This is a genomic window from Nocardiopsis chromatogenes YIM 90109 (genome assembly GCF_000341185.1).
Classification (GTDB): domain Bacteria; phylum Actinomycetota; class Actinomycetes; order Streptosporangiales; family Streptosporangiaceae; genus Nocardiopsis_A; species Nocardiopsis_A chromatogenes.
In genome coordinates this window covers 33,721-56,749 of the sequence record NZ_ANBH01000058.1, presented here as the reverse complement: position 1 = coordinate 56,749, position 23,029 = coordinate 33,721, and the positions used below count along the sequence as shown (strand labels likewise).

General features: G+C 72.3%; 25 protein-coding genes and 1 CRISPR repeat array. Of the genes, 8 read left to right on the top strand and 17 right to left on the bottom strand.

Features of this window, described 5'->3' with window-relative positions; all coding sequences use genetic code 11:
* Nucleotides 1-8 precede the first annotated feature (8 nt).
* Entirely contained in the window at nucleotides 9-941 is a 933-nt protein-coding gene (locus D476_RS0105620; RefSeq protein ID WP_026123265.1) for an NAD(P)/FAD-dependent oxidoreductase, read from the bottom strand.
* 90 nt (nucleotides 942-1,031) lie between these two features.
* Here D476_RS0105620 and D476_RS0105615 point away from each other — a divergent pair, with 90 nt between their 5' ends.
* The 4 genes from D476_RS0105615 (at nucleotide 1,032) to D476_RS0105600 (ending at nucleotide 3,407) form a co-directional block, all read left to right on the top strand.
* A complete protein-coding gene (locus D476_RS0105615; RefSeq protein WP_017622986.1) occupies nucleotides 1,032-1,643 on the top strand; it encodes a helix-turn-helix domain-containing protein in 612 nt (203 codons plus the stop codon).
* Between the two features lie 113 nt (nucleotides 1,644-1,756).
* A complete protein-coding gene (locus tag D476_RS0105610; RefSeq protein WP_026123264.1) occupies nucleotides 1,757-2,278 on the top strand; it encodes a DUF7144 family membrane protein in 522 nt (173 codons plus the stop codon).
* A 71-nt stretch (nucleotides 2,279-2,349) separates the two neighbouring features.
* Entirely contained in the window at nucleotides 2,350-2,757 is a 408-nt protein-coding gene (locus D476_RS0105605) for a winged helix-turn-helix transcriptional regulator (RefSeq protein ID WP_017622984.1), read from the top strand.
* 47 nt (nucleotides 2,758-2,804) lie between these two features.
* A complete protein-coding gene (locus D476_RS0105600; RefSeq protein WP_020380435.1) occupies nucleotides 2,805-3,407 on the top strand; it encodes a DsbA family oxidoreductase in 603 nt (200 codons plus the stop codon).
* 9 nt (nucleotides 3,408-3,416) lie between these two features.
* On the opposite strand, the gene D476_RS0105595 is transcribed toward D476_RS0105600, so the two are convergent.
* The 3 genes from D476_RS0105595 to D476_RS0105585 all read right to left on the bottom strand — a co-directional run bounded on the left by D476_RS0105595 (nucleotide 3,417) and on the right by D476_RS0105585 (nucleotide 5,794).
* Nucleotides 3,417-3,764, bottom strand: a complete 348-nt coding sequence (locus D476_RS0105595; RefSeq protein ID WP_017622982.1) for a hypothetical protein — start codon at nucleotides 3,762-3,764, stop codon at nucleotides 3,417-3,419.
* A 6-nt stretch (nucleotides 3,765-3,770) separates the two neighbouring features.
* Nucleotides 3,771-4,886, bottom strand: a complete 1,116-nt coding sequence (locus D476_RS0105590) for an FAD-dependent oxidoreductase (RefSeq protein ID WP_017622981.1) — start codon at nucleotides 4,884-4,886, stop codon at nucleotides 3,771-3,773.
* Nucleotides 4,887-4,969: 83 nt separating this feature from the next.
* Nucleotides 4,970-5,794 (bottom strand): LysR family transcriptional regulator, encoded by an 825-nt coding sequence (locus D476_RS0105585; RefSeq protein ID WP_017622980.1) that lies wholly within the window; start codon nucleotides 5,792-5,794, stop codon nucleotides 4,970-4,972.
* Between the two features lie 127 nt (nucleotides 5,795-5,921).
* Here D476_RS0105585 and D476_RS0105580 point away from each other — a divergent pair, with 127 nt between their 5' ends.
* On the top strand, nucleotides 5,922-6,404 hold the full coding sequence (locus D476_RS0105580; protein ID WP_017622979.1) for a nuclear transport factor 2 family protein: 483 nt from the start codon (nucleotides 5,922-5,924) through the stop codon (nucleotides 6,402-6,404).
* A gap of 71 nt (nucleotides 6,405-6,475) precedes the next feature.
* Here D476_RS0105580 and D476_RS0105575 read toward each other — a convergent pair whose 3' ends face one another.
* The 9 genes from D476_RS0105575 to D476_RS0105535 form a co-directional block, all read right to left on the bottom strand.
* Nucleotides 6,476-6,826: a hypothetical protein gene (locus D476_RS0105575; RefSeq protein WP_017622978.1), complete on the bottom strand. Its 351-nt coding sequence runs from the start codon at nucleotides 6,824-6,826 to the stop codon at nucleotides 6,476-6,478.
* A gap of 93 nt (nucleotides 6,827-6,919) precedes the next feature.
* A complete protein-coding gene (locus D476_RS32255; RefSeq protein ID WP_017622977.1) occupies nucleotides 6,920-9,622 on the bottom strand; it encodes a glycoside hydrolase family 3 protein in 2,703 nt (900 codons plus the stop codon).
* A 221-nt stretch (nucleotides 9,623-9,843) separates the two neighbouring features.
* Nucleotides 9,844-11,604, bottom strand: a complete 1,761-nt coding sequence (locus D476_RS0105565) for a glycoside hydrolase family 31 protein (protein ID WP_449289394.1) — start codon at nucleotides 11,602-11,604, stop codon at nucleotides 9,844-9,846.
* Between the two features lie 274 nt (nucleotides 11,605-11,878).
* On the bottom strand, nucleotides 11,879-12,706 hold the full coding sequence (locus tag D476_RS0105560; RefSeq protein WP_017622975.1) for a carbohydrate ABC transporter permease: 828 nt from the start codon (nucleotides 12,704-12,706) through the stop codon (nucleotides 11,879-11,881).
* Nucleotides 12,703-13,626 (bottom strand): carbohydrate ABC transporter permease, encoded by a 924-nt coding sequence (locus D476_RS0105555; RefSeq protein WP_017622974.1) that lies wholly within the window; start codon nucleotides 13,624-13,626, stop codon nucleotides 12,703-12,705. The genes D476_RS0105560 and D476_RS0105555 overlap by 4 nt, the downstream gene beginning before the upstream one ends.
* A gap of 12 nt (nucleotides 13,627-13,638) precedes the next feature.
* The gene (locus tag D476_RS0105550) at nucleotides 13,639-14,880 is read right to left on the bottom strand and encodes a sugar ABC transporter substrate-binding protein (protein ID WP_017622973.1); all 1,242 of its coding nucleotides are present in this window, start codon (nucleotides 14,878-14,880) and stop codon (nucleotides 13,639-13,641) included.
* 117 nt (nucleotides 14,881-14,997) lie between these two features.
* Complete coding sequence (locus tag D476_RS0105545) at nucleotides 14,998-16,011, bottom strand: LacI family DNA-binding transcriptional regulator (protein WP_040725379.1); 1,014 nt, start codon at nucleotides 16,009-16,011, stop codon at nucleotides 14,998-15,000.
* Between the two features lie 114 nt (nucleotides 16,012-16,125).
* Entirely contained in the window at nucleotides 16,126-17,211 is a 1,086-nt protein-coding gene (locus D476_RS0105540; protein WP_040725375.1) for a methyltransferase domain-containing protein, read from the bottom strand.
* A gap of 47 nt (nucleotides 17,212-17,258) precedes the next feature.
* Entirely contained in the window at nucleotides 17,259-17,618 is a 360-nt protein-coding gene (locus D476_RS0105535) for an MmcQ/YjbR family DNA-binding protein (protein ID WP_026123263.1), read from the bottom strand.
* Between the two features lie 111 nt (nucleotides 17,619-17,729).
* On the opposite strand from D476_RS0105535, the gene D476_RS40040 reads away from it, so the two are divergent.
* The gene (locus D476_RS40040) at nucleotides 17,730-17,849 is read left to right on the top strand and encodes a hypothetical protein (protein ID WP_394296922.1); all 120 of its coding nucleotides are present in this window, start codon (nucleotides 17,730-17,732) and stop codon (nucleotides 17,847-17,849) included.
* Here the strand turns inward: D476_RS40040 and D476_RS0105530 are convergent.
* Entirely contained in the window at nucleotides 17,812-18,066 is a 255-nt protein-coding gene (locus D476_RS0105530; protein ID WP_017622969.1) for a PLD nuclease N-terminal domain-containing protein, read from the bottom strand. The two genes, D476_RS40040 and D476_RS0105530, sit on opposite strands and share 38 nt — an antisense overlap.
* A gap of 171 nt (nucleotides 18,067-18,237) precedes the next feature.
* Nucleotides 18,238-18,927 carry a nitroreductase gene (locus tag D476_RS0105525; RefSeq protein WP_017622968.1) on the bottom strand — a complete coding sequence of 230 codons (690 nt, stop codon included), beginning with the start codon at nucleotides 18,925-18,927 and terminating at the stop codon, nucleotides 18,238-18,240.
* A gap of 98 nt (nucleotides 18,928-19,025) precedes the next feature.
* On the opposite strand from D476_RS0105525, the gene D476_RS0105520 reads away from it, so the two are divergent.
* Nucleotides 19,026-19,619: a TetR/AcrR family transcriptional regulator gene (locus D476_RS0105520; protein ID WP_017622967.1), complete on the top strand. Its 594-nt coding sequence runs from the start codon at nucleotides 19,026-19,028 to the stop codon at nucleotides 19,617-19,619.
* 123 nt (nucleotides 19,620-19,742) lie between these two features.
* Complete coding sequence (locus D476_RS0105515) at nucleotides 19,743-20,498, top strand: dienelactone hydrolase family protein (RefSeq protein WP_017622966.1); 756 nt, start codon at nucleotides 19,743-19,745, stop codon at nucleotides 20,496-20,498.
* A gap of 333 nt (nucleotides 20,499-20,831) precedes the next feature.
* Nucleotides 20,832-21,165: direct repeats of the CRISPR family, unit length 28 nt; unit sequence CTGCTCCCCGCGCACGCGGGGCTGTTCC.
* A 30-nt stretch (nucleotides 21,166-21,195) separates the two neighbouring features.
* On the opposite strand, the gene D476_RS0105510 is transcribed toward D476_RS0105515, so the two are convergent.
* Together D476_RS0105510 and D476_RS36050 are read right to left on the bottom strand one after the other, a co-directional pair.
* The gene (locus D476_RS0105510) at nucleotides 21,196-22,698 is read right to left on the bottom strand and encodes a site-specific integrase (protein WP_017622965.1); all 1,503 of its coding nucleotides are present in this window, start codon (nucleotides 22,696-22,698) and stop codon (nucleotides 21,196-21,198) included.
* On the bottom strand, nucleotides 22,695-22,892 hold the full coding sequence (locus D476_RS36050; protein WP_083939421.1) for a helix-turn-helix domain-containing protein: 198 nt from the start codon (nucleotides 22,890-22,892) through the stop codon (nucleotides 22,695-22,697). Before D476_RS36050 ends, D476_RS0105510 begins: the two co-directional genes overlap by 4 nt.
* Between the last annotated feature and the right edge of the window lie 137 nt (nucleotides 22,893-23,029).

Here is a 23,029-nt window from a genome sequence, read left to right as displayed (position 1 = left end):
GTGGCGGATCAGCGGCCGCGGTATTCGGATACGGCCTGTTCGACCTCCTCCTCGATGAGGTCGTGGTCGATGGCGAAGGCGGCACGGCTGCCCATGGACGCCGCGACGATCACCTGCGCCATCGGGTCGGCGACGACGCCCGCGGCCCACACGCCGGGGACGCCGGTGCGGCCCATGGCGTCGGTCGAGGCGCTCCCGTCACCGTCGCGCGCGCACCCCAGGCCGTCCAGCAGCTCCCCCGAGGGCACCATCGTCGACGGGGCGAACACCGCCTCCCGTGGGACGACGGTCCCGGAGTCCAGCTCGACCCCGGTGAGCCCCGCGCCACCGGCCACGAGCCCGCGGATCCTTCCCCCGATGACGTGTACCCCGCGCGCCTCCAGGCGAAGGCGGTCCTCGTCGGCGATCTCCTGCTCGTGCGGGAAGAAGACGAGGTCGGCGGACCACTTCTTCAGCATCAGCGCCTGCCGCACGGCGTGCGGCCCGGTGCCGAGCACCCCGATCGGCCGGTCGCGGACCTCGTAGCCGTGGCAGTAGGGGCAGTGCAGGACGTAGTCGCCCCAGCCCTCGCGCAGGCCGGGGATGTCCGCGAGCTCGTCCTTGAGGCCCGTGGCGATGAGGACCCGCCGGGCCTCCAGCACCTCGCCGTCGTCGAGGAGGAGCCGGAAGGGGCCGTCCCGCCCCTCCCGTTCGATCCGCTCGACGCGGGCGTCGACGACCCGGGCGCCGTACCCCTCGGCCTCCTTGCGGCCGATCGCCAGGAACTCGGCCGGCGGAGTGCCGTCCCGTCCCAGGTAGTTGTGCATGTGCGCGGCCGGTGCGTTGCGCGGTTCGCCCGCGTCGGCCACCGTCACCGTGCGCCGGGCCCGGCCCAGCACCAGCGCCGCGGACAGCCCCGCCGCGCCTCCGCCGACGACGGCGACGTCCCTGGTCTCGGTCATCGTGACCACCTCCGCGGACACTGTGCGCCACGCTCGTCGAAAATGACAACCATTGTTGCCGTTTCCGGGACGGGGTGGTGCAATGGCGCCATGGCCGAGGACGACGGGGCAGGGGCCGCCGGGGCGGTCCGCGAGGCACTGGACGAGGTGGGGCCGCGGCTGCGGCGGCTGCGCACGGAGCGCGGCGTCACACTGTCGGCGCTGTCGGAGGCGACCGGAATCTCCAAGAGCACCCTGTCGCGCCTGGAGTCGGGGCAGCGCAGGCCCAGCCTGGAGCTGCTGCTGCCGATCTCCCAGGCGCACCAGGTGCCGCTGGACGAACTGGTGGGTGCGCCGGAGGTGGGCGACCCGAGGATCCGGATGAAGCCGCTTACGCTGGGGGGACGCACCGTGGTGCCGCTGACCCGGCAGCCCGGCTCCATCCAGGCCTACAAGATGATCATTCCGGCCGAGCGGTTGACCCCGGACCCGCGCACGCACGAGGGGTACGAGTGGATGTACGTCCTGGCCGGGCGGCTGCGGCTGGTCCTGGCCGACCACGACCTGGTGCTCGGGGCGGGGGAGGCCGCCGAGTTCGACACGCACCTGCCGCACTGGTTCGGCTCCACCGGGGAGGGGCCGGTGGAGATCCTCAGCCTCTTCGGCCGCCAGGGCGAGCGGATGCACGTGAGGGCCCAGCCGAAGAAGCGGGGAGATGGGTGAGAGTTTGCCCGGAGGTGGCGCGACGGGCATGGAAGGCCCCGCGCTGTTCGTGCACCGTGGCCTGACGGGGGTCCCGGCGGACACGGCCGCCGGCCCGGACCGGGGGGAAGCACATGAGCGGGCAACGGATGGACGGCTGGCGCGTCTTCGCCGCGTCGATGCTGGTCTTCGGCGGGGCGGTCAACTTCGTGCAGGGCATGGTGGCGTCGTTCGCCTCCGGCTTCTACCGCGTGGAGGACGGCGGGACCCTGCTGTTCGGGTACGCGGTGTGGGGCGTGGTTCTGGCGGTCTGGGGGGCCGTGCTGATGGCGGCCGGAGCGGCCGCGCTGGGCGGGCACATGTGGGCGCGGGTCGTCGGCGTCATGGCCGCCGGGCTGAACGCGATCGCCCAGTTGGCCTTCGTCGAGCCCTACCCGGTGTGGGCGGTGCTGGTCATCGCGGTGGACGTGATGGTGGTCTACGGCCTCACCGCGGCCTGGTCGCCTCCTGGTCCGCGGGTCCGAACGGTGGACTCGGTGGACGAGGCGTACCGGGCCGGGCGGGCCGACGCCGACGACGCGCCCGTCCCCGGAGACGAGACCCGCGAACCGAGGCGCCCACTGCACCACGGCGGACACGAGCAGTCCTTCGGCTGATGGAAATCCCAGCACTTTCCTTGAGTAAGCTTCGGAGTGAGATGTCTCCGACGGAGCGGGAGGGTGCCGGAATGGTGGACACGGGGACGGGGAACCGGAAGGGGGCCTTCGAGGAGGACTGCCCGAGCCGTGTGGTGCTCACCCATGTGGCGAGCCGGTGGGGCGTGCTGATCCTCACTTCGCTCCACGGCGGTCCGATGCGCTTCCACGAGCTCCGCGACGGCATCGGCGGGATCAGCGAGAAGATGCTCGCGCAGAACCTGCGGCTGCTGGCCCGGGACGGCCTCGTCGAGCGGAGCGTGGAGGCGAGCACGCCGCCCCGCGTCTCGTACGCGCTCACCCCGCTCGGCCGCGAGCTCTCCTCCCAGCTGCGCACGCTGGTCGACTGGATCGCGTGCCGCACCGACCGGATCGTCGCCGCCCAGCGGCGCTATGACCGTACTGAAGAGGGGACTTTCTCCAAGAAAGTGTCTGACTGAAAAGTGCGTACTTACGGGACGCGCTTCGGTTTTCTATAGTCGGGGCCATGAGAATCGAGATCTTCTCCGATATGGTCTGCCCGTGGTGCTACATCGGAAAGCGGCGGCTTTCGATCGCCCTGGAGCGCACCGGCGCCCGGCCCGACGTGGTGTGGCGGGCCTTCCAGCTCGACCCCGCCTTCCCCGCCGGCCTCCGGTGGACCCTCGCCGAAGCGCATGTGAGGCGCTACGGCCTCGACGCCGCCGAGGACCGGCGCCGCCGGAAGGCGGTCACCGACGTGGCCGCCCAGGTGGGCCTCGAGTACCGCCTCGACCGCGCGGTCATGGCCAACACCGCCGATGCGCACCGCCTGGTCAAGCACGGCGGCGCCCACGGTAAGGGCACCGAGACGGCCGAGGCCCTGATGCGCGCCTACGCCGTGGAGGGCCGCGACATCGGCGATCCGGTCGACCTGGGCGGGATCGCCGGGGAGCTGGGCCTGCCTCCGCTGGAGCCCGGCGCCTACAAGAAGGAGGTCAATGAGGACCTGGCCCGCGCGGCCCGGTACGGAGTCCGCGGCGTCCCCAGCCTCGTCGTGGACGAGAAGTACCTGCTGGTCTCCCCAGACGCCGACGACCTGGTCGGCTTCCTGGAGCGCCGCCCCGGCTGAGGCCGCGGATCACGTCTGCGGAGTGAAGGCGAACAAGCCGAGCAGGGACACCGCCGGCACGGAGACGAGCGCGATCCACGGGACCCAGGCCCACCGCCGGGCCAGAACCCATGCGGCGCCGGTGGTGGCGGCCAGAAGCGCCGCCGTCGCCGCGAGCGCATAGGACGGGAGCATGCTGTGGTCGCCGCGTTCCCGGGCCAGGTCGCACTGCGCGCGGCCCATCTCGGTCAGGGGCAGGGAGCACTCGGGCGGTTCGCTGACGAGGAGCGCGACGAACAAAAGCCACAGGATGGCGACGATCGCCAGCAGCGACGTGACGACGAGCACGCCGACCCGGAGCGGGGAGGATGGGGCCATGGGGGGTCAGCCTCGCCGGGGGTTGAGAGTGAAGGCGGGGTCGGGGGCGGTGCCGTCTTCGGCCAGGTCGGCGGTGAGTTCGCCGATCAGCGGGGCGTACTTGGCGCCGTGGCCCGAGCACGGGGAGCAGACGACCACCGGGCCCTTCCGGTCGAGGATGAACTCCTCGTCGTCCGTTGAGGTGTACAGGCAGGTCGCCTCATTGAACGGCTCGGGCTCCAGCCCGGGGAACCACTCGCGCACATACTCGGTGACGCGCTCGCGCGCGCGTGGGTCGACCGCCCCGCTCCTGGTGTCCGGGGTGACCGGGCCGCCCAAAGGGTCGAGGAACTCGGCGATCTTGCGGCCGTCGCCTGGGCCGCCGTCGCGCCCGCCCGCGAGGCTGTAGGTGAGCGGGTCGCGGTGGTGGATCACGGTCGGGGCGTCGGCGGCCAGCGCGCGGCGGGGGAAATGGAAGACCTGCTGCTGGGTGACGGTGAGGCGGGGGAGCGGGACGACACCGTCCAGGAGGGCGGGCGCCCAGGCGCCCGCCGCCACGACGACCCTGTCGGCGCGCACGGTCCCCGAAGGCAGGGTGAGGACCGCGTGGTCCGCCTCGGCGGAGATCCCCAGGACGGGGGTGTCCGGATGGAACGTGCACCCGTCGCGGCGGGCGAGGCCGGTGAAGGCATCCATAGCGGCCTCGGAGTCGACGGTCCCGGCCTCGGGGTGGAACAGCACCCGCCCCTCGAAGCGCGCGCCCGGCCAGCGTGACTCGGCCTCGGCCGGGGTGAGGGACTCGTAGGGGACGTCCTCGGTCTCCAAGGCGGCGGCGATGGCGTCGACGTCGGCATTCCCGTGGTCGACGCCGCCGGTCATCCGCAGGAGCGCGGCACCGGACTCGTCCTCGGCAGCGCGCCACAGGTCCATGGCGCGCCCGGTGAGGCGGACGTGCCGGGTGTCGGCGTAAGCGCGCCGTACGACGCGTGCGCTGCCGTGCGAACTGCCGTGCCGGTGCCCCGGGGCGTGCCGGTCGAACAGGGCGACCGCGTGCCCGCGCCGGGCGAGCGCCCGCGCGGTGGCGGTCCCCATGAGCCCGGCGCCGATGACTGCGATGCCCGTGTGCGAAGGTACTGCGTCCATTGCGCTCCCGGGAAACGGAGGGGCCGTGGGCCGTGGGCGGCGATGCCGTTAACGGTATCGGGGAAGTCGGCGTAGAACCGTGGTCACCGGTGAGCGCTCACCAGGTCCTGGGCCGCCTCCGCGAAGGCCCGCACACGGGCGGTGGCCGAGTCCGCGCGCCAGAGGAGGTGCGTCTCCACCGGTGGCGCGTCCACGATGTGCACATAGGCCACGTCCGGCCGGGCGTGATAGCGCCGCGTGCTGGCCCCGACGGGCAGGACCCCGGTGCCCGCGCCCACCTGAGTCAGGGCCTCGGGGGTGGTCAGGGAGGACGCCGTCAGGAGTGCGGCGCCTTTCAGGTCGGCGCACCGGAGGGTGTCCCGGCGCGCGAAAGGGCGGGTGACGGGGACCGCGAGGAAACGCGCCTCGCTCACCAGGACGGGCCCCGATGCGATGCCCCGTTCTCCCTCGGCCTCCCCGTCCTTCTGCGCCATCGCCATGTCGGCCGTGCCGTCGCGCAGCAGGGTCAGGACCTCGTCCGGGCGCACCTCGCGCAGGCGGACCGCGCACTCGGGGTGCCGCTCGCCGAAGAGCTCAGCCGCCCCGGCGAGCAACAGGCCGTGCTGGGGCTCGGTGAAGCACACCCGCAGCTCCCCGGTGAAGCCCTTGCCCGCCTCCACCGCCCTGGCGATGGCCTCACCGATCGCCTCCCAGTGCGGCAGCAGGTCGTCCCGCAGCGCGCGCCCGGCGGGGGAGAGCTCCACCCGGCGGCTCGTCCGGTCGAACAGGGGCACGCCGATGCGCCGTTCGAGCGCGCGGACGGTCTGGCTGACGCGGGACGTGGACACGCGCAGCCGCTCGGCCGTGCGGCCGAAGTGCAGCTCCTCGCAGAGCGTGAGGAAGGTGTCCAGCTCGTGCCGCTCCAGCATGCCGGTCCCCCGATCGTTGAGCGCTGCTTCACGATCGTTGCACACATCGGCGTTGTTCCGAAGAAGCGCACACCGGAGCCTTGAGGAGGCAGAGCGAGAGACCGGAGAGAACAGGCGGAGCGGACCCATGGATACGACCACCGGACACGACCCCGTCGCCCGTGACCTGAAGGACCGCGCCGAGGCCGCCGACGCCCTCTACCGCTTCGCGCTCGGCCAGGACCTCAAGGACCGGGACCTCCTGGCGTCGGCCTTCGCCGAGGACGCCGAACTCGACTTCCGCCCGGCGGCGGCGAAGTGGGGAGCGCGCCCGCCGGTGATGACGGGCCGGTGGGACATCACGGACACCATCCTGCGGATGTTCACCGGCCGGGTGGACACCACCCACCAGGTCGCCAACCCGCGCGTCGCCGTGGCGGGCGACACCGCCCGGATGACCGCCCTCGTGGAGGCCCAGCACCTGCTCTCCGAGGACCACGCGGTCTTCGCGCTGCTGAAGAACCACTATGAGGTCGACCTGGTCCGGGACGGGGACCGCTGGGCCGTCCGCCGGATGCGGATCGAGAACGCCTGGTACACGGGCGACCCTTCGGCGATCTTCGGCGCGTGACCAGGCTGGCGGATGAACCGGTGGGGCTCGTCATGGGCCGTTGGCGGCGCTCTCACGGGTGAACGCGCGGCCTACCCGTGCAGCCCGCGGAGGCGCTCGGCTGCCAGGGACGCGACGGCGGGGTCGGGGTCGTCCAGCAGCCCGCCAAGGGGTGGGACCAGCTCGCCGTAGTCGCCGCGCCACCGTTCCAGGAGGTCCGGGACCCCCTCCGCCGTGGCCGCCTCGGCCAGGAAGGGGACCGCCCGGACGGCCGCCTCGTGGATGTAGCCGAACTCCAGGAGCTCGATCTCCAGGTCGCCGAAGGAGTCCTCCCGGATCTGCGGCTCGGGATCGAGCAGCCCGCGTATGAGGTCGGGGATGTCCGAACCCCCGCAGCCGCTCTCCAGCGCACCCCAGTCGATGCCGTCCAGCCCCTCGAACACGCCCGCCCCTTCCACCGCCCGGACCCGCGACGCCCATGGGACGGGGGCTGCGGGAGAGTGGTTCCCCGCAGCCCCCGTCCAACGGTCGAACGCCTACTCCAGGCTGAAGGAGCTGAGCCTCACCTCCCCGGTGAAGACCAGGTAGACGTCCTTCTTCTTGCCGCCCGGGGCCTTGCCCAGGTCCCCGGTGAACTCCTCGTAGTCGTACACGCCCCCGGTGGCGCCGATCGCGGCCTCGCCGATCTTCCTCCCGTCAGGGGCGCCGACGCGCACCTCCACGGCGGCTCCGCCCGAGGCGGCGGCCGCGCGGGCGGTGAACACCGACGGCTTGGAGGACAGGTCCGTGCCGTCGAACGCGATCCAGTCCCCGGCGTCCGCCTCCACGGTGTCGCCCTCGACCTTGGTCTCGTCGGCGAGCGCGACGCCGGAGTAGCGGTCGAAGTCGGCCGCCCGCGTCCGCCCGGTCAGGTCGCGGGCCGGGATCCTCTCGCCCTTGACCTTGATCTTCATGCGGTGCCGGATGTCGTCCGCCGACGCGCCGACCATGAGTTCGTGCTTGGCCTTCTCCACGGCCCACTCGCCGCGCGTCACGTCCCAGAAGCCCAGGTCCGCGGCGTCGACCGTGAGTTCGGCGGTCACCGTCTCCCCGGCCGGGACGCTCACCCGCGCGAAGTCGCGCAGCTGCTTGAGCGGCTGCTCGGTGCGCGAGTCGAGCTGGCGGGAGTAGAGCTGCACGACCTCCTCGCCGTCGCGGCCGCCGGTGTTGGTCACCGGCACCTCCACCGTCACGGTCCCGTCGGGGCCCACCTTCCTGCGGTCCGCCTTCGGCTTCCCGTACTCGAAGGAGGTGTAGGACAGCCCGTGCCCGAACGGGTACAGCGCCTCGCCCTCGAAGTGGCGGTAGGTGTGCCCGGAGTGCTGGACGTCGTAGTCGCCCATGTCCGGCAGGTCGCCGGTGGCGCGGTACCACGTCTGCGGAAGGCGCCCCTGCGGCTCCGCGTCGCCGTAGAGCACCGACGCCAGCGCGTTGCCGGTCTCCTGGCCGGCGTGCGAGGTCCACAGCACCGCCGGGACGTTCTCCTCGGCCCACGGCACCGCCATCGGGTAGCTGCTCTCCACCACCAGGACGGTGTTCGGGTTGGCCTCGGTCACCGCCTCCAGCAGCTCCTGCTGGGCGGGCGGCAGCTCGATCTCCTCCCGGTCGTCGGTCTCCCTGCCGTTGATGAAGGGCATGTTGCCCAGCACCACGACGGCCGCGTCGGCGCCCGAGGCCGCCTCGACCGCCTCCTCGGCGCCGCTGGAGAGCACCTCCCGCTCGAACACGGCCGCGTCCTCGACCGCGTCGGCCGACACCGACAGCCGCCCCTCGCCGTCCACGGCGATGTACTTGCGGTTCCACTCGTCGTATCCGGCGTACTTCAGCGCCACCCCGCCGTCGACCTCCTCGAAGCGGAACAGCTGCTGCACGAACCACCCGTTGGGCTGGTCCTGGTCGTTGTAGAGCCGGTTCCCCTCGCCCAGGCCGACGACCTTGCCGTTGGCGTCGGTGCGCAGGGTGACCACGCCCTCGCCCCAGTCGAAGACGGTGAGGGAACGCGCGTCCCCCTCCCCGTCGCCGACCCGCAGGACGCCGCCGTCCTCGTCGCCGGAGGCGGTGACGTATCCGCCGTCGGCCTTCAGGGCGATCCGGTCGGCGCCGTCGCTGACGCCGACCGATCCGGCGTCGCCGAGCCGGTCGGCGATGCCGTCGGCGGGGGTGGAGCGGTAGGGCATGGTGCCGCTGTACCAGTCCTCGTACAGCGTGTCGGCGAGCGGCCCGACCACCGCCACATCCGTGTCGGACCCGGCGTCCAGCGGCAGCGCCCCGTCGTTGCGCAGCAGCGTCATCTGCGACGTCGCGGCCTCGCGGGCCAGCTCCCGGTGCTCGGGGGAGTCGATCACGTCGGGGGTGATGTCCGAGTACGGGACCCGGTCCGGCGGGTCGAACTCGCCGAGCCGGAACCGCACGCTCAGGATGCGCCCCACGGCCTGGTCCAGGTCCTCCTCGCCGATCAGCCCCTGGTCGAGGGCGTCGGTGAAGCGCCCGACCGTGACGCTGGAGTCCTCGCCCTGGTCGGTGTAGCTGTCGATGCCCGCCTTGAGCATCGCGGCGTGCGATTCGGCGTGGTCGTCGTAGTAGCCCTGGGTCTCCACGACGTTGCTCGGTGCGAAGGCGTCGCTGACGACCATCAGGTCCTCGTCGCTCCAGGAGCGCACGTCGTCCAGCAGCGGGGTCAGGTGGGCCGGGCGCCCGTTGACGAGGTTGTAGGAGGCCATCACCCCGGTCGCGTTGCCCGCCTCGATGGCCGGGCGGAAGGACGGGTACACGTACTCGTTCAGCGCGCGCGGCGGAACCGTCACCGACAGCCGGTCGCGCTTCTCCTCGATGTTGTATCCGGCGAAGTGCTTGAGCGACGGCGCGGTCTTCAGGTAGAAGTCGTCGTCGCCGCGCAGCCCGCCGGTGTAGGCGGTGGCCATCTCGCCGACCAGGAGGGGCTCCTCGGAGTAGCCCTCCTCGTTGCGGCCCCACCGGGGGTCGCGCAGCGGGTCGACGACCGGCGCCCACACGTTGAGGCCGTGCGCCGCGGGGTCCTGGGCGTTGAAGCCGCGCATCTCCGTGCCGGTCACGTCGCCGACCCGCTCGACGAGCCCGGTGTCCCAGGTGGCGCCGAGCCCTACGGCCTGGGGGAACACGGTGGCCTCGCCCAGCCAGGCGACGCCGTGCAGGGCCTCGGTTCCGGTGCGGAAGGGCTCCATCCCCAGCCTGGGGATGGCGGGCTGGTACTGGTGCAGCAGCGAGATCTTCTCGTCGGTGGTCAGACGCCCGATGAGGTCGTCGATGCGCTCGTTCAGGGGGAGGTCGGGGTCGCGGAACGGGGGATCGTCGGCGGCGGCGGGCNCGGCCCCCCCCCCCCGCCAGCACGGCCACGAGGCCGCGCGGGCGGGGGAGACGGGGGATGGGCACGGCGGGTTCCTCCTTAGCGGGGGGTGCGGAGGGGCAGCCGGGCCCCATGGCGCGTCAGCACCGGGGCCCGGTCCAGGGGGGCGGCGAGGCGAACGGTGCGGCCGCCCGGGTGGACGTCGCCCGTCCACGGGTCGGCCCACTCGGAACCTTGGGGCAGGTACACGTCGCGTTCGCGGGCGCCGTACTCGGTGACGGGCGCGACCAGCAGCTCCGGGCCGAAGAGGAACTGGTCCTCCACGTCCCAGCACCCGGGGTCGTCCGGGTGGTCGACGAACAGCGGGCGCATCGGAGGCAGGCCGGTCTCATGGGCGGTGCGCATCTGCTCCATGACGTAGGGGCGCAGCCGCTCGCGCAGCAGCACCAGGTCGCGGAGGATGCCGTAGACCTCCTCGCCGTAGGACCAGATCTCGTTGGGGCCGCCGGACATGTCCNNGGACATGTCCGGGTCCAGCCGGTCGACGAACGGCTCGCGGAAGCCGTGCAGGCGGAACAGGGGGCAGAACACGCCGTACTGGAACCACCGGACCAGCAGCTCCCGGTACTCGGGGGAGTCCTGGTCCCCGCCGTGGAAGCCGCCGATGTCCGTGGTCCACCAGGGGATGCCGGACAGCGCCGTGTTCAGGCCCGCGCGGATCTGCGCGCGCAGGGAGGGGAAGGTCGCCGCGATGTCGCCCGACCACAGGGCCGCACCGTAGCGCTGGCTGCCCGCCCACGCCGAGCGGCACAGGGTGACCACCTCGGTCTCGCCCTCGGCGAGCATGCCCTCGTAGAAGCCGCGCGCGTGCTCGGCCGGGTAGATGTTGCCGACCTCGGTGCCCGGACCGGCGTGGTAGCGCAGGTTCTGCGGGTGGCCGGGCTTGATCTCCGGCTCGCACGCGTCCAGCCACCACACGCGGATGCCCAGGGAGTGGTAGTTGTCGCGGACCTTCTCCCACACGTACCGGCGGGCCTCGGGGTTGGTGGCGTCGTAGAACGACACCTGCACGTGGCCGTCGACGCCCTTCTCCGCCCACTCGGCGTGCACCGGCGGCCCCTGCTCGGTGGCCACCAGATGCCCGGCGCCCAGCATCTCGGAGTAGTTCTCGCTGATCGGGCTGACCGACGGCCACACCGACACCATCAGCTCGGTGCCCATCTCCCGCAGCTCGCGCACCATGGCCGCCGGGTCGGGCCACTCCTCGGGGTCGAACCGCCAATCGCCCAGGTGGCTCCAGTGGAAGAAGTCCGAGACGATCACCGACAGGGGCACGCCGCGCCGCTTGTACTCGCGCGCGACCTCCAGCAGCTCCTCCTGGGTCTTGTAGCGCAGCTTGCACTGCCAGAACCCGGAGGCCCACTCGGGCAGCTCCGGCGCGTGCCCGGTGGCGTCGGCGTAGCGGGCGAGCACGTCGGCCGGGCGGCCTGCGGTCACCCAGTAGTCGATCTGCCGCGCGCTGTCGGCCACCCACCGGGTTCCGGTCTCGGCCAGCTCCACCCGGCCGATGGCGGGGTTGTTCCACAGCACGCCGTATCCCCGGGAGGACACCAGGAACGGGATCGTCACCTCCGCATTGCGCTGCACCAGGTCGACGACGGCGCCCTTCTGGTCGAACAGGCCGTGGGTGTGCTGCCCGAGGCCGTAGAGGCGCTCCCCCTCATAGGCGCGGAACCGCTGCTCGATGCGGTAGTAGCCGTTGCCGGTGGAGGTGAACGCGCGCGGGCCGGGCCACCAGAAGTGCGCGCGCTCCTCGGCGAACAGCTCCTCGGCCGTCCCGCCGCGCAGGAAGCGCAGCATCCCGTCCGCGCCCACCTCGACGGTGACCGCGCCGTTGGAGAGCACCGCGCGGTCGTCGGCCACCACCGTCTTGGCGTCGTGGTCCGGGCGCGGGCCCAGCGCTCCGGGCAGGCCGTCGGTCAGCCCGTACAGACCGGCCCGCACGCGGACCGCGCCGGAGCCCCAGGCCTCGACCCGGACGACCTGGTGGCCGCCGCGCCATTCGATTCCCCCGTCGATCTCGTGGAACACGCGCTGTCCTTTCCGTAAGGCGGATGAGGCGGGTGAGGCGGTGTCAGTCCTTGAGGGCGCCGCCGGTGACCCCGGCGGCGACATAGCGCTGGGCGACGACGAGCAGGACCGCCGCGGGCACGGACGCGATCACGCCGGTGGCCATGACCCCGTTCCAGTCGGCGGTGTGCGCGCCGATGAACCGGTAGATCGCGACGGTCACCGGCTGAGTCGCGTCGTCCTGGTTGAGGGTGACGGCGAACAGGAAGTCGGCCCAGGCGAACAGGAACGCGAACAGCCCCGAGGTGATGACGGCGTTCCGGCTCACGGGAAGGACGACGGAGACGAGCACGCGCAGCGGGCTCGCGCCGTCGACCTCGGCCGCCTCGGTCAGCGCGCGCGGGATGGTCACCATGAAGGCGCGCAGGATGAGGACGGCGAAGGGGACGGCCAGCGTGGAGTCGGCCAGGATCATCGCCGCATAGGTGTTGAGGATCCCGGCGGTGTTCATGACCGCATACAGCGAGTTGGCCATGACGATGCCCGGGATCATCTGCACCAGCAGCAGTGCGAAGAGCATCGCGCGCCCTCCCGGCAGGGAGAAGCGGCTCAGCGCGTAGGCGGCGGGGACGGCCACCGCCAGCGTCAGCAGGACCGTGCCGACGGCGACGACCGTGCTGTTCAGGAGCGCTCCGCCCTGCCCGGAGAGCGCCTCGCGGTAGCCGTCGAGCGTGCCTCCCAGGGGGAGCCAGCGCGGCGGTGTCTCCAGCAGCGCGGTGGAGGGCTGCAGCGAGGCGTTCACCATCCAGTACAGCGGGAACAGCAGGACGCCCACGATCAGCAGCGCGGCCACCGTCGTGCGCGCGGACCGGGTGGGCCGGGTGGGCCTCATCGTGCTCCCCCTTCGTCGGCGGTGCGGCCCGAGCGCAGGTAGACCAGGGCGAAGGCGAGCGCGATGAGGATGAGGACGTTGCCCGCGGCGGCGCCCGCTCCGAAGTCCAGGTCGGTGAAGGAGATCTGGTAGGACCACGTGGTCAGGGTGTGCGAGGCGTTGGCGGGCCCGCCGTTGGTGAGCACCACGATCACGTCGAAGACCTTGAGGGTGTAGACGAGGCCGAGCATCAGCACCACCGCCGTGACCGGGCGCAGCAGCGGCCAGGTGACGTGCCGGAAGCGCTCCCAGGGCCCGGCGCCGTCGAGCGCGGCGGCCTCGTACAGGTGCCGGGGGATGTTCTGCAGGCCCCCGTAGAGGATGACCATGTTGAACGGGATGCCGACCCAGATGTTCGCGATGGTCACCGACGCCAGCGCCATGTCGGTGCTGGAGAGCCAGGCGATGCCCTCGCCCCCCAGGGGCGCCCACCCGGTCAGCCGCTCCACGGCGCCGCCCAGCCCCAGCAGGGCCTGGTTGAGCACGCCGTACTCCTGGTCGTAGATCCAGCGCCACACCGTCCCGGACACCACCAGCGGCAGCAGCCAGGGCACCAGCAGCAGCGAGCGCAGCACCCCGTTGAGGGGGAACCGGCGCTGGAAGAACACGGCCAGCGCCAGGCCGATGCCGAACTGGAAGACCAGCGAGCCGACGGTGAACAGGACGGTGTTGGCGAGGGTCTTCGTGAAGAGCGGGTCCCCCAGCAGCCGGGCGTAGTTGTCCAGGCCGGTGAAGGGCGCCTCGCCGGTGTAGAACGACGCGGCGGTGTACTCCCGGAAGGACATCCCGACGTTGGTGGCCAGCGGGTAGCCGAAGAAGACGGCGATGTACAGGGCGAGCGGCGCGAGGAACAGGGCGCCTCTGAGCCGGTGCGACGGCATCGGTGGGTCTCCCTACGACGCGGGGACGGACTCCTGTGCCTGGGAGAGCGCCTCCTCAGGGTCCGCGTCGCCCGCGAGGACGGACTGGATCGCGTCGGCCAGGGCCGAGGACACCTCCGGGTAGTCCTCGCCCAGATCGGCCGTGCGGGAGCGCGCGCTGGGAACCGACTCGACGAACGGCGCCATGCCGGGGTCCTCCTCGGCGAGCGTCCGGGCCAGCTCCTCCTTGCCCGGCACGTAGGCGTTGAGCTCGGCCCACTCGGTCATGTTCGCGTCCTCGACCAGGCACTGCAGCACCTCGACGGCCTTGGCCTCGCGCTCCTCGCCGTTGCGCGCCACGGCCCACACCTCGCCGCCCATGGGGGGCGCGGGCTCGGCCCCGGCCTCGGGGACGGGCAGCGGCACCACCCCGTACTCCACGTCCTCCTCGGCGAGGACCGGGAGCTGCCAGGAGCCGTTGACCATCATCGCGGCCCTGCCGCCGACGAACTGGTCCTTGACGTCGGCCTGGGTCCAGTTGACGGCCGACTGCGAGACGGAGCCGTCCTCGACCAGGCCCGCCCACAGCTCCAGGGCCTCCACGGCCTCGGGGGAGTCGACCTGTGTGAGCTCGGCGCCGTTGGACCAGAAGAACGGCTCGAAGGTCCAGGTGCCCTCTTCGTGGCCGATGGCCGAGAACGCCAGGCCGTTGGTGTCGCCCGAGGTCAGCTCCTCGGCGGCGGACCGCAGGTCGTCCCAGGTCTCCGGCGGTTCGACGCCGGCCTCGTCCAGTTTCCCGGTGTCGTAGAACAGCGCCAGTCCGTTGACGCCGGCCGCGATGCCGTACAGCGTCCCGTCGTGGGTCCCGGCCTCCAGCACCGAGGGGTAGAAGCCGTCCGTGGACACGCCCGCCTCCTCCAGCGGCAGCAGCGCCCCGGTGGCGGCCACCTGCGGCAGGTCCGGGTTGTCGATGAGCATCAGGTCCGGCAGGTCCTGCTGGGAGGCGCCCTGCAGCAGGCGCGGCATGAGCTGCTCGCGCGGCAGCTCCTCGCGCTCGACGGTGACGCCGGCCTGCTCGGCGCAGCCCTCCAGCATCTGTGCGGTGGCTGCGTTCTGCGGCTCGGCGATGTTGTAGTCCAGCGAGGTCAGGACCGAGGCGTCGCCCTCGTCGGAGGAGGGGGAGCAGGCGGTGGCGAGCAGGCCCGCGGCGAGCAGCGCGCAGGCGGGGCGCGCGGTGCGGGCGGCGGCGGTGGTCGGGGGTGCGGGACGGGGCACGTGGGCCTCCAGGGGTCGAATCGCTTCGATGGCACTGGCGCGACGCGCTCTTCAGGGCGCGGGGCGCCGGTGCGGGCGGAGACGGGTGTCGGGGCCGGTGGCTCGGGGCGGGGAGGGTCAGGCGCGGCGCGGGGGCGGCGCGGTGCTGGAGCGGTCCACGAGGGTCGGCGGGAGCAGGGTGACGCCCGCGGGGGTGCCGCCGTCCAGGCCGCGGACGGCCAGCTCGACGGCGCGTTCGGCCAGCTCCTCGGCGGGCAGGCCGACCGAGGAGAGCGCGGGGGTGGCGGACGCGGCGACGTCGTCGGCGCCGATGGCCACCACGGACAGGTCGCCGGGCACCGAAAGGCCCGCCGCGCGCACCGCGGCGACCAGCGGCTCGGCGGCGGCCTCGTTCTGCACCACGAGGCCGGTCGTGCCGGGGTGCTCGCGCAGCAGCTCCGCGGCCGCCCGCTCGGCGGCGGCGCGGGTCTGCTCGCACGGCAGCACCGCGGGCTCGGGGCCGCCCAGGGCGCGGGCGGCCTCCCGGAACCCGGCCAGGGTGCGCTCGGCGAAGCCGGTGCGGCGCTCGTAGACGGCCGGGGGCTCGCCGACGAAGGCCAGGTCCCGGTGGCCCAGCCCGGCCAGGTGCCGCACGCAGAGCCGACCGGCCTCGGTGAAGTCCAGGTCGACGCAGGCCAGGCCGTCGGTGTCGGCGGGCACCCCGATGAGCACCGCGGGCAGGCCCAGTTCGCGCAGCACGGGGATGCGGGCGTCGTCGATCTCCACGTCCATCACGATGATCGCGTCGGCCATGGAGGACCCGGCGACCCGGCGCAGCCCGTCGGCGCCCTCGGCCTGGGTGAGCAGGAGGACGTCGTGGTCGTGGTCGCGGGCGCGGGTCACCACCGACACGGCGAACCGCATCGCGACGGGGACGTGCACGTCCGAGCGGAGCGGCACGACCAGGGCGAGGGTGTTGGAGCGGCTGCTGGCCAGCGCGCGGGCGCCGGCGTGCGGACGGTAGCCCAGGACCCGGATGCTCTCCAGGACCCGGCGGCGGGTGTCGGCGGAGATGGAGCGCTTGCCGCTGAGGACGTAGGAGACGGTGCTGGGGGAGACCCCGGCGTGCCGGGCGACGTCGGCGATGGACACGGGCACCCCCTTCACCTCCCGGCGGGCGGCTGCTCTCCGGGCGCCCTTCGACGGTGTCGAAGCGCTTCGATTGCGGTGATGCTAACCCCGGCGCTGCGCGGGCGCAATGGGGGTTCAGCGCTCCAGTGCCACCACTGAGGGGTGGGTGCCGAACAGGCTGACCGTGAGGGAGTCGCGGACGCGCAGGCCGACGGACTCGGCGAGGGGCAGGTGCGTGTCGGGGTCGTGCAGGAGCAGCACGGCCCGGCCGCCGTCGCGCCTGAGCACCCGCTGGACCTCCCCGAAGTACCGCTTGGGGTGCCGGGCCAGGGAGCCGTGCGGCTCCACCTGCAGGCCCCAGGGAGGGTTGCCCACGACACGGTCGACGGTCCCGTCGGCGAGGGGCAGGCGCCCGGCGTCCGCGAGCGCGTAGGCGATCGGCGCGTCCTCCTCCGCCGCGTCAGCCGAGTTCGCCGCGGCTCCGCGGAGGGCGTCCGGGTCGGCGTCCGTGCCGACCAGGTGCAGCCCGGGAGCGAGGTGCCGGGCCTCGATGAGGATGGTGCCGGTGCCGCAGGTCGGGTCGAGCACGCGCGCGCCGGGCGCGAGGTCGCCCACCCCGGCGAGCCGGGCCATCGCGGCGGCGAGCGGGGGGTGCAGCGTGCCCGGCACCGACTCGCGCTTATAGGCCCGGCGGTGCATCGGTCGGCCGGTGAGCCGGACGGCCAGTGCGGCCTCCGGGCCTTCGAGGGTGACCCGGATCGGGAAGGGCTCGCCGTCCTCGGGCGGGCGCCCCTCACGCCGCGAGCGGTAGGGCAGGCCCAGCACGTCGGAGGCCTCCCGGCCCACGGCGTCCTCGATGTCGTAGCGGTTGAAGTTGCGCTTGCCGAGGAAGGAGGCGACCACGTCGATCCGCGTGGGTGAGGACGGGCCGCCGCAGCGGCCGCGCAGGTTCAGCAGGTCGCGCCAGGGGGCGGTGCGGGCGGGGGCGGCGAAGCGGTCGAGTTCGGCCTTGGTGTGGCCGATGCCGTCCAGCGTGGCGGCGAGCAGGAACACGTCGTCCACGGTGCGCAGGCCGAGCACGCGCGGGCCGGGGTCCTCGGAGGAGAACCAGACCTCGCGGTGGCGCAGCCGCTCCACGGTGCCCAGGCCGCGTTCCTCGATCTCCCGGGCGGAGACCTCTTCGAGCCCGCGCAGTGTCCGCGCCATCAGTCTCGCGCCCAAGTTCCGCGCTTCCTCCCCGCCGTCGTGCAACCGTCCAAGCGTACTGGTCAGTGCTGCACCAGGTCGTCCGGCGAGGGGAGGTCCTCCAACAGGTCCTCGGGGGCCGACAGCCGCCACGCCTCCAGGACGAGTTCGCTCAGCTCGTCCAGGTCGATCCTGTCGAGGTGGACGACCACCCAGCCGAATCCCCCGGTGGTGAACTGCACCTCGAACACGTCGGGCCGCTCGGCCACGAGCGCGAGCTGCTCGGAGAGCGTCTGCTTCAGCCCGACGGTCCGCGTGCGGGGCCAGAGGTACCCGAAGTTCCTGCCGTGGACGCTGAAGGAGGTCCACTGCGCGGACTCCTTGTGCACCACGTCGGGCAGCGCGTCCAGGAGCCGGAGGAAGCGTGTCATCTCAACACTCATGGGATGAGGAAACCACAGGCCACCGACCGTCGGCCCTCCTGCCCGGCGGGTGCCCGCACCGGATCGGAAGAGGGCGGGCCAGGTTCCGTTGGTCGCTGATAGGCCATCGGGGTGCTCGACTCGGACGGCAACCTGCACATCGCCGGCCGCCCGGTGACCGGGCAGAAGGATCTGGGGTACCGGCTCCGCGGCCTTACCGGGCCGTGGCGGCCGCGCTCCGCCTGCCGATGAGGAACCAGCACAGGGCGCCGAGGAACGGTGCGCAGATGATGAAGATGGCCCACACGAGCTTCATCCCCACGTCGAGCCGGGACGTCAGGCTGCCGAGGAACGCGGCGACGATGAAGACGACGTAGGCCAGCATGGCGAACCCGGTGAGGAGGAGCAGGGCGATGCCGCCGTACTGGGGGAGCAGGTCGGCCAGCGGGGCGGCTTCGAGGGCGGGCATCGCGGGGAGTCCAATCCGTTCGGTTTCGACGTCCCCTTCACGGTAGGAACCCGATCCCGGCCGTTTCCTCGCCCGGATGACCGGTTCTCCGCTAGATCGGAAGTCGGTGGTGGCGCCCGATGGCCATCCCATCGTCGGTCCCGGAGGCGTCCGTTCGTCGCGCCCGGCGGCTCACAGATGGAAGGCCGTGGTCGCGCCCAGGGCGGCCCGCTCGGTCACGACCCGGTTCACCGGCGCGCTCTCGTCGGCGTATCCGAAAGAGACGCCCACCAGGAGCCTCCCTTCGGGGACGCCGAGTTCGCTCCTGACGGTGTCGGCGTAGAAGCTGAGCAGGCCCTGCGGGCAGCTGTCCACGCCGTAGGCGGCCATGGCCAGGAGCAGCGTCTGCAGGTAGGCGCCGACGTCGGCGGCCAGCCGGGCCCCGCCGTCGCCGGTGACGAACAGAAAGGCGGCGTGCGGCGCGCCGTAGAAGCCCAGGCTCTCCGCGTCATAGGCCGCGCGCGCCGCATGGTCGTCGGCGCCGATGCCCAGTGCCCCGTACAGCCCGGCGCCGAAGGCCGCCCGCCGTTCCTGGTGGACGGGGGTGTACATGTCCTCGGAGTACGGGAAGTCGACCGAGGTGCGCTGTTCGGCGTGGGCCGCCTGCAGGGCCTTCGCCAGCCGTTCGCGCCTCGCGCCGCCGACCACCTCGACCCGCCACGGTTGCGCGTTGGAGTTGGACGGCGCGCTGCCCGCTAGGGAGAAGATCGCGCGCAGGGTGTCCTCGGGCACGGGGTCGGGGCGGAACGCGCGGGTCGCGTGGCGTCCGCGGATCAGCTTCTCGGCGTAGTGGCTCAGCTCGGTGAAGGCCGGTTCGCTCATGGGACTCTCCTCAGACTCAAGTAAACGCATCCGTTTACCTCAGGAGGGACCATAGCCGCTTTCTCCGCCTGAAGTAAACGGAGGCGTACACTTGTGGCATGAGCACCGTGACGACGGCGCCTCGACGGCAGGGGCGCGGGGGGCGCGAGCGCATCCTGGCCGCCGCCGCCCGGCTGTTCGCGGCCCAGGGGATCAACGCGACCGGCATGGAGCAGGTCGCCGAGCAGGCGCCGGTGTCCAAGCGCACGCTCTACGCGCACTTCCGGACCAAGAGCGACCTGGTCGTCGCCCACCTGCAGGACCTCGCTTCGACGGGGCGCACCCTGGAGGGTGTGCTGACCCGCGAGGACATCCCGGCCAGGGAGCGCATCCTCGCCCTGTTCGTCCTGCCCGCGGACGACACGGCCCCGGTGCGCGGCTGCCCGTTCATCGACGCCGCCGCCGAGTTCCCCGACCCGCAGAGCGCGGTCCACTCCCACGCCCGCGAACAGAAGCTCCTGATGGTGCGGCTGGTGACCGAGCTGGTGACGGAACTGGGATGCCGCGAGCCCGCCGCACTCGCCGAACAGCTCGTGACACTCGCGGACGGAGCCGCCAGCCGCGCCATGGTGCTGGACGCCCCGGACTACGGCCGCCACGCACGAGCGGCGGCCGAGGTCCTCCTGGACAACGCCCTCTCGCGCACAGGCTGACCGGGGGATCGACGGCCGCGCCGCGCTGGTCCCGACCGTCCTGCGCGGCCGGTTCGCGGGCCCATGGGCGAAGTCGTAGGGTCCTCGGTCGGAGAGCGATCCACCAGAGGCAAGGACGGCATCATGACCGACGCACTGGGAACGACCGTCGACATCCCCGCCCTCGACGGCACGGCGGATGCCTACTTCACTCACCCCGGTGACGGTGGCGCCCGTCCCGCGGTGCTTCTCTACATGGACGCGTTCGGCGTGCGCCCGCAGCTGCGTGCCATGGCGGACCGCATCGCCGAGGCGGGGTACGCGGTGCTGGTCCCCAACGTCCTCTACCGTCACGGCCGCGCCCCGGTGGTCGAACTCCCGGACAAGATCGCCGACGAGGACCGCGAGGCGTTGTTCGGGAAGCTCTTCCCGATGATGGGCGACCTCACCCCTCAGGCGGTGGCCGCCGACGCGGACGCGTACCTGACCTGGCTGCAGGCCCGCCCCGAGACCGACGGGCACCCCGTCGGAACGGTCGGCTACTGCATGGGCGCCCGGCTGTCCCTGATCACCGCGGGGAGCCACCCGGCGAAGGTCGCCGCCGCCGCGGGCCTCCACGGAGCCGGACTCGCCACCGAGGCACCTGACAGCCCGCACCTGCTCGCGGACGGGATCACCGCCGAACTGTACTTCGGCCACGCCGACGGCGACGCGGCCAACCCGCCCGAACAGCAGGAGCGCCTCACCCGGGCGCTGGCCGCAGCGGGGGTACGCCACAGGGCAGAGGTCTACACGGGGGCCGACCACGGATTCACGATGGCCGACACCGAGGCGTACAACGCCGAGGCCGCGGACCGCCACTGGCAGGCCCTCTTGGACCTGTTCGCCCGCAACCTCTAACCCGCCCCGAAGAGCGGTCGGCCACAGAGCGAGCGCGGAGTGATCGAACGGTGCCATGTAGGTACGTGCCTCATCAGGGCCGCTCGGTGAACTGGCCGTTTCGGTAACCGTCCGGCCTGAGCGGGTGCAAAACTGCCACTGCAGGATCCTGGAACGTGAACCGGGGCGACTGTGCCCGGTGTCAGGTGGCCCGAGGCAGGCTCGAGAGGGAGCGTGATCATGGGTGAGAGGCGGTATCGGCTTGCCGGTGGCTACCCTACTGGTGAGTACGGAGAATGAGCCAAGTTGTCGAAAACAAGAGATTGCTTGGTGAATCGCCCCAGGTCACCGAGTCTGCTCCCCGCGCACGCGGGGCTGTTCCCGCGGTCACTGCGGGCATCCGGCTCACGACGTCCTGCTCCCCGCGCACGCGGGGCTGTTCCGGTCCACCTGGGTGAAGGACAGGTTCCTCGTCGCTGCTCCCCGCGCACGCGGGGCTGTTCCCAGGTTACATCGATTGTCAGTGATGTTCTTCCGCTGCTCCCCGCGCACGCGGGGCTGTTCCCGGATTCTCCATCTGCCAGGATAAGAAAGACTTGCTGCTCCCCGCGCACGCGGGGCTGTTCCCTGTGGGTGGGGCGCCCCCGACGCCGCAGAAGACTGCTCCCCGCGCACGCGGGGATGTGGCCTTTTCGCCGATGCGACCCCGCTACCTGCATTAACGCCGGTCGGGGGTGGTGTTTTCGTCGTGGTGGCCCGTGAGGGGCCCGGCCTTTTCCAAGGCCGCGTCTACCAGGGCGTTCGCGGCGTTGGTCTGGCCGGTGAACCAGTGGGCGTAGGTCTGCATGAGCACTTCGACCGTGTGGCCCAGGCGCCGGGCGACCTCAGGGGCGGGGACCCCTGTGTACAGCAGCCAGGAGGCGCATCCGTGCCGCAGGTCATAGGGGCGGGAGGCTACCCCTAGCGACAGCTCCGAGGGCGTGAGCGCCGCCTCACGGGCGCGGGACCAGGCCGCCCGGTACAGCTTGCCCGGGAACACGTCGTGTTCGCCGTGCGGGGAGGCGTGCCACCACAGCCGCCCGTCCGGCGCCGTGCCGTAGCGGGCCAGGTGGCCCCGCAGCAGACCGACGAGTTCCGGGCACAGCGGCACCGGGCGCACGTCGTCGGATGCGCGCTGTTTCAGCTCGCGGTCCTCCCCGTGGGCGCCGTCGTCGGTGTAGCGCCCGGCCACCTCGCTACGCGAGCCCGAGGCCATCAGCACGCCCCACCCGGGCACCGCTTCAGGGTCGCGCACGTCTTCCGGCCACACGATGTCCTGGGCCCGTATGCCCCGTGTCTCACCCGGGCGCGTGCCCGCCAGGTAGGCCGTGGCGAAGAACGCCGACAGGTAGCCGTCCCGCTCGCGTCCGCTGTCCATCAGGGCCCGGATGAGGCGGGATGCCTGTTCGTAGTCGGGGACCGTGCGGGGGTTGACCGCATCGGCCGAGCGCGCCCGCCGCATGCGCACCCCCGCGATGGGGTTCGCGCCGATGAGCCCCCGGGCTACCGCGTGGTCCAGGGCGTTGGACCAGATCCCGCGCCGTCGCCGCAGCGTGTCACCGGCCACCCGGCCTTTGCCGTCGGCGCGCATCGCCGAGCGGTCCAGCACCTGGCGCGCCCCCTTCTCCGAGCCCGCGTCCGAGACGGGCAGGCAGACCCTTTCCAGCCAGGCCAGGCAGTGGCGGTCCAGCTCCGACAGCGAGGCCGGGTCGGGCGGGATGACCCGGTCCTGTGCCTTCTCCGCACCGGCGACGATGCGGAAGGCCAGCGCGGCGTGCACCGCCTTGCGCACCTGCCAGGCCGGGGCGGGGGCCGCGCACCGCTTGAGGGCCGCGTCGTCGATTGCCGCAAGGGCCAGCCGGGCGACGTTGTCGGCGATGGTGCGGCGGGTGTTGCCCGAGGAGGTGTGGGCCCAGGCGTGGCGCACGAAGTCCCGCAGCAGCGACCACACCGACTCCCGGGAGGCGGCCCAGGACTCGGGCTCACCGGTGACGGTCGAGAAGCGCTCACCGGCCCGGGCCGCGCGGTGAAGTGCCGTTTTGTGGTTGTTCGCGAGTTCCTTGGTCAGGAACGAACGCGACTTCTCCGTGGTGTCGATGCGCCACCGCAGCTCCCACGGCTTTTTCCGGTTGGCCCGCTTGCGGACCTCCCAGAACTGAATGTCCTGCGCACCCTCACTCATCCGCGGTTCCTTCCGTCTAGCTGATTGGATCGCACCCATTCTATGAAATCCGAACGGTTAATCCGAATGCTTCCACCGGGGGACTTGAACGTTCGCGGCCCTTTTCCGTGCTCTATCCACCGGTACACCGTCCGGCGGCTGAAACCCAGCTCACGCGCCATACCGGCCACGGTCAGCACCCCGTCCCCACTCAACGCTCCACCTCCGCAGAAACCGACTCAGAGCCATTCGCCACGGGCCGGCCGCGGGCCACGGACAACGGCCGGAAAAGGCCAAACAAAAATCGGGAATTGCATTCCATCAGGTTGACGGTCACGCGGCGGGCGGCCCA

Excerpts from the sequence above, each read along its gene's own strand:
- D476_RS0105620 (WP_026123265.1), bottom strand. The coding sequence starts at position 941 with ATGACCGAGACCAGGGACGTCGCCGTCGTCGGCGGAGGCGCGGCGGGG.
- D476_RS0105590 (WP_017622981.1), bottom strand. The coding sequence starts at position 4,886 with ATGGACGCAGTACCTTCGCACACGGGCATCGCAGTCATCGGCGCCGGG.
- D476_RS0105510 (WP_017622965.1), bottom strand. The coding sequence starts at position 22,698 with ATGAGTGAGGGTGCGCAGGACATTCAGTTCTGGGAGGTCCGCAAGCGG.
- D476_RS0105610 (WP_026123264.1), top strand. The coding sequence starts at position 1,757 with ATGAGCGGGCAACGGATGGACGGCTGGCGCGTCTTCGCCGCGTCGATG.
- D476_RS0105585 (WP_017622980.1), bottom strand. The coding sequence starts at position 5,794 with ATGCTGGAGCGGCACGAGCTGGACACCTTCCTCACGCTCTGCGAGGAG.
- D476_RS0105555 (WP_017622974.1), bottom strand. The coding sequence starts at position 13,626 with ATGCCGTCGCACCGGCTCAGAGGCGCCCTGTTCCTCGCGCCGCTCGCC.
- D476_RS0105520 (WP_017622967.1), top strand. The coding sequence starts at position 19,026 with ATGAGCACCGTGACGACGGCGCCTCGACGGCAGGGGCGCGGGGGGCGC.
- D476_RS0105615 (WP_017622986.1), top strand. The coding sequence starts at position 1,032 with ATGGCCGAGGACGACGGGGCAGGGGCCGCCGGGGCGGTCCGCGAGGCA.
- D476_RS0105515 (WP_017622966.1), top strand. The coding sequence starts at position 19,743 with ATGACCGACGCACTGGGAACGACCGTCGACATCCCCGCCCTCGACGGC.
- D476_RS0105580 (WP_017622979.1), top strand. The coding sequence starts at position 5,922 with ATGGATACGACCACCGGACACGACCCCGTCGCCCGTGACCTGAAGGAC.
- D476_RS0105525 (WP_017622968.1), bottom strand. The coding sequence starts at position 18,927 with ATGAGCGAACCGGCCTTCACCGAGCTGAGCCACTACGCCGAGAAGCTG.
- D476_RS32255 (WP_017622977.1), bottom strand. The coding sequence starts at position 9,622 with ATGGAGCCCTTCCGCACCGGAACCGAGGCCCTGCACGGCGTCGCCTGG.
- D476_RS0105530 (WP_017622969.1), bottom strand. The coding sequence starts at position 18,066 with ATGCCCGCCCTCGAAGCCGCCCCGCTGGCCGACCTGCTCCCCCAGTAC.
- D476_RS0105605 (WP_017622984.1), top strand. The coding sequence starts at position 2,350 with ATGGTGGACACGGGGACGGGGAACCGGAAGGGGGCCTTCGAGGAGGAC.
- D476_RS0105535 (WP_026123263.1), bottom strand. The coding sequence starts at position 17,618 with ATGAGTGTTGAGATGACACGCTTCCTCCGGCTCCTGGACGCGCTGCCC.
- D476_RS0105600 (WP_020380435.1), top strand. The coding sequence starts at position 2,805 with ATGAGAATCGAGATCTTCTCCGATATGGTCTGCCCGTGGTGCTACATC.
- D476_RS0105560 (WP_017622975.1), bottom strand. The coding sequence starts at position 12,706 with ATGAGGCCCACCCGGCCCACCCGGTCCGCGCGCACGACGGTGGCCGCG.
- D476_RS0105595 (WP_017622982.1), bottom strand. The coding sequence starts at position 3,764 with ATGGCCCCATCCTCCCCGCTCCGGGTCGGCGTGCTCGTCGTCACGTCG.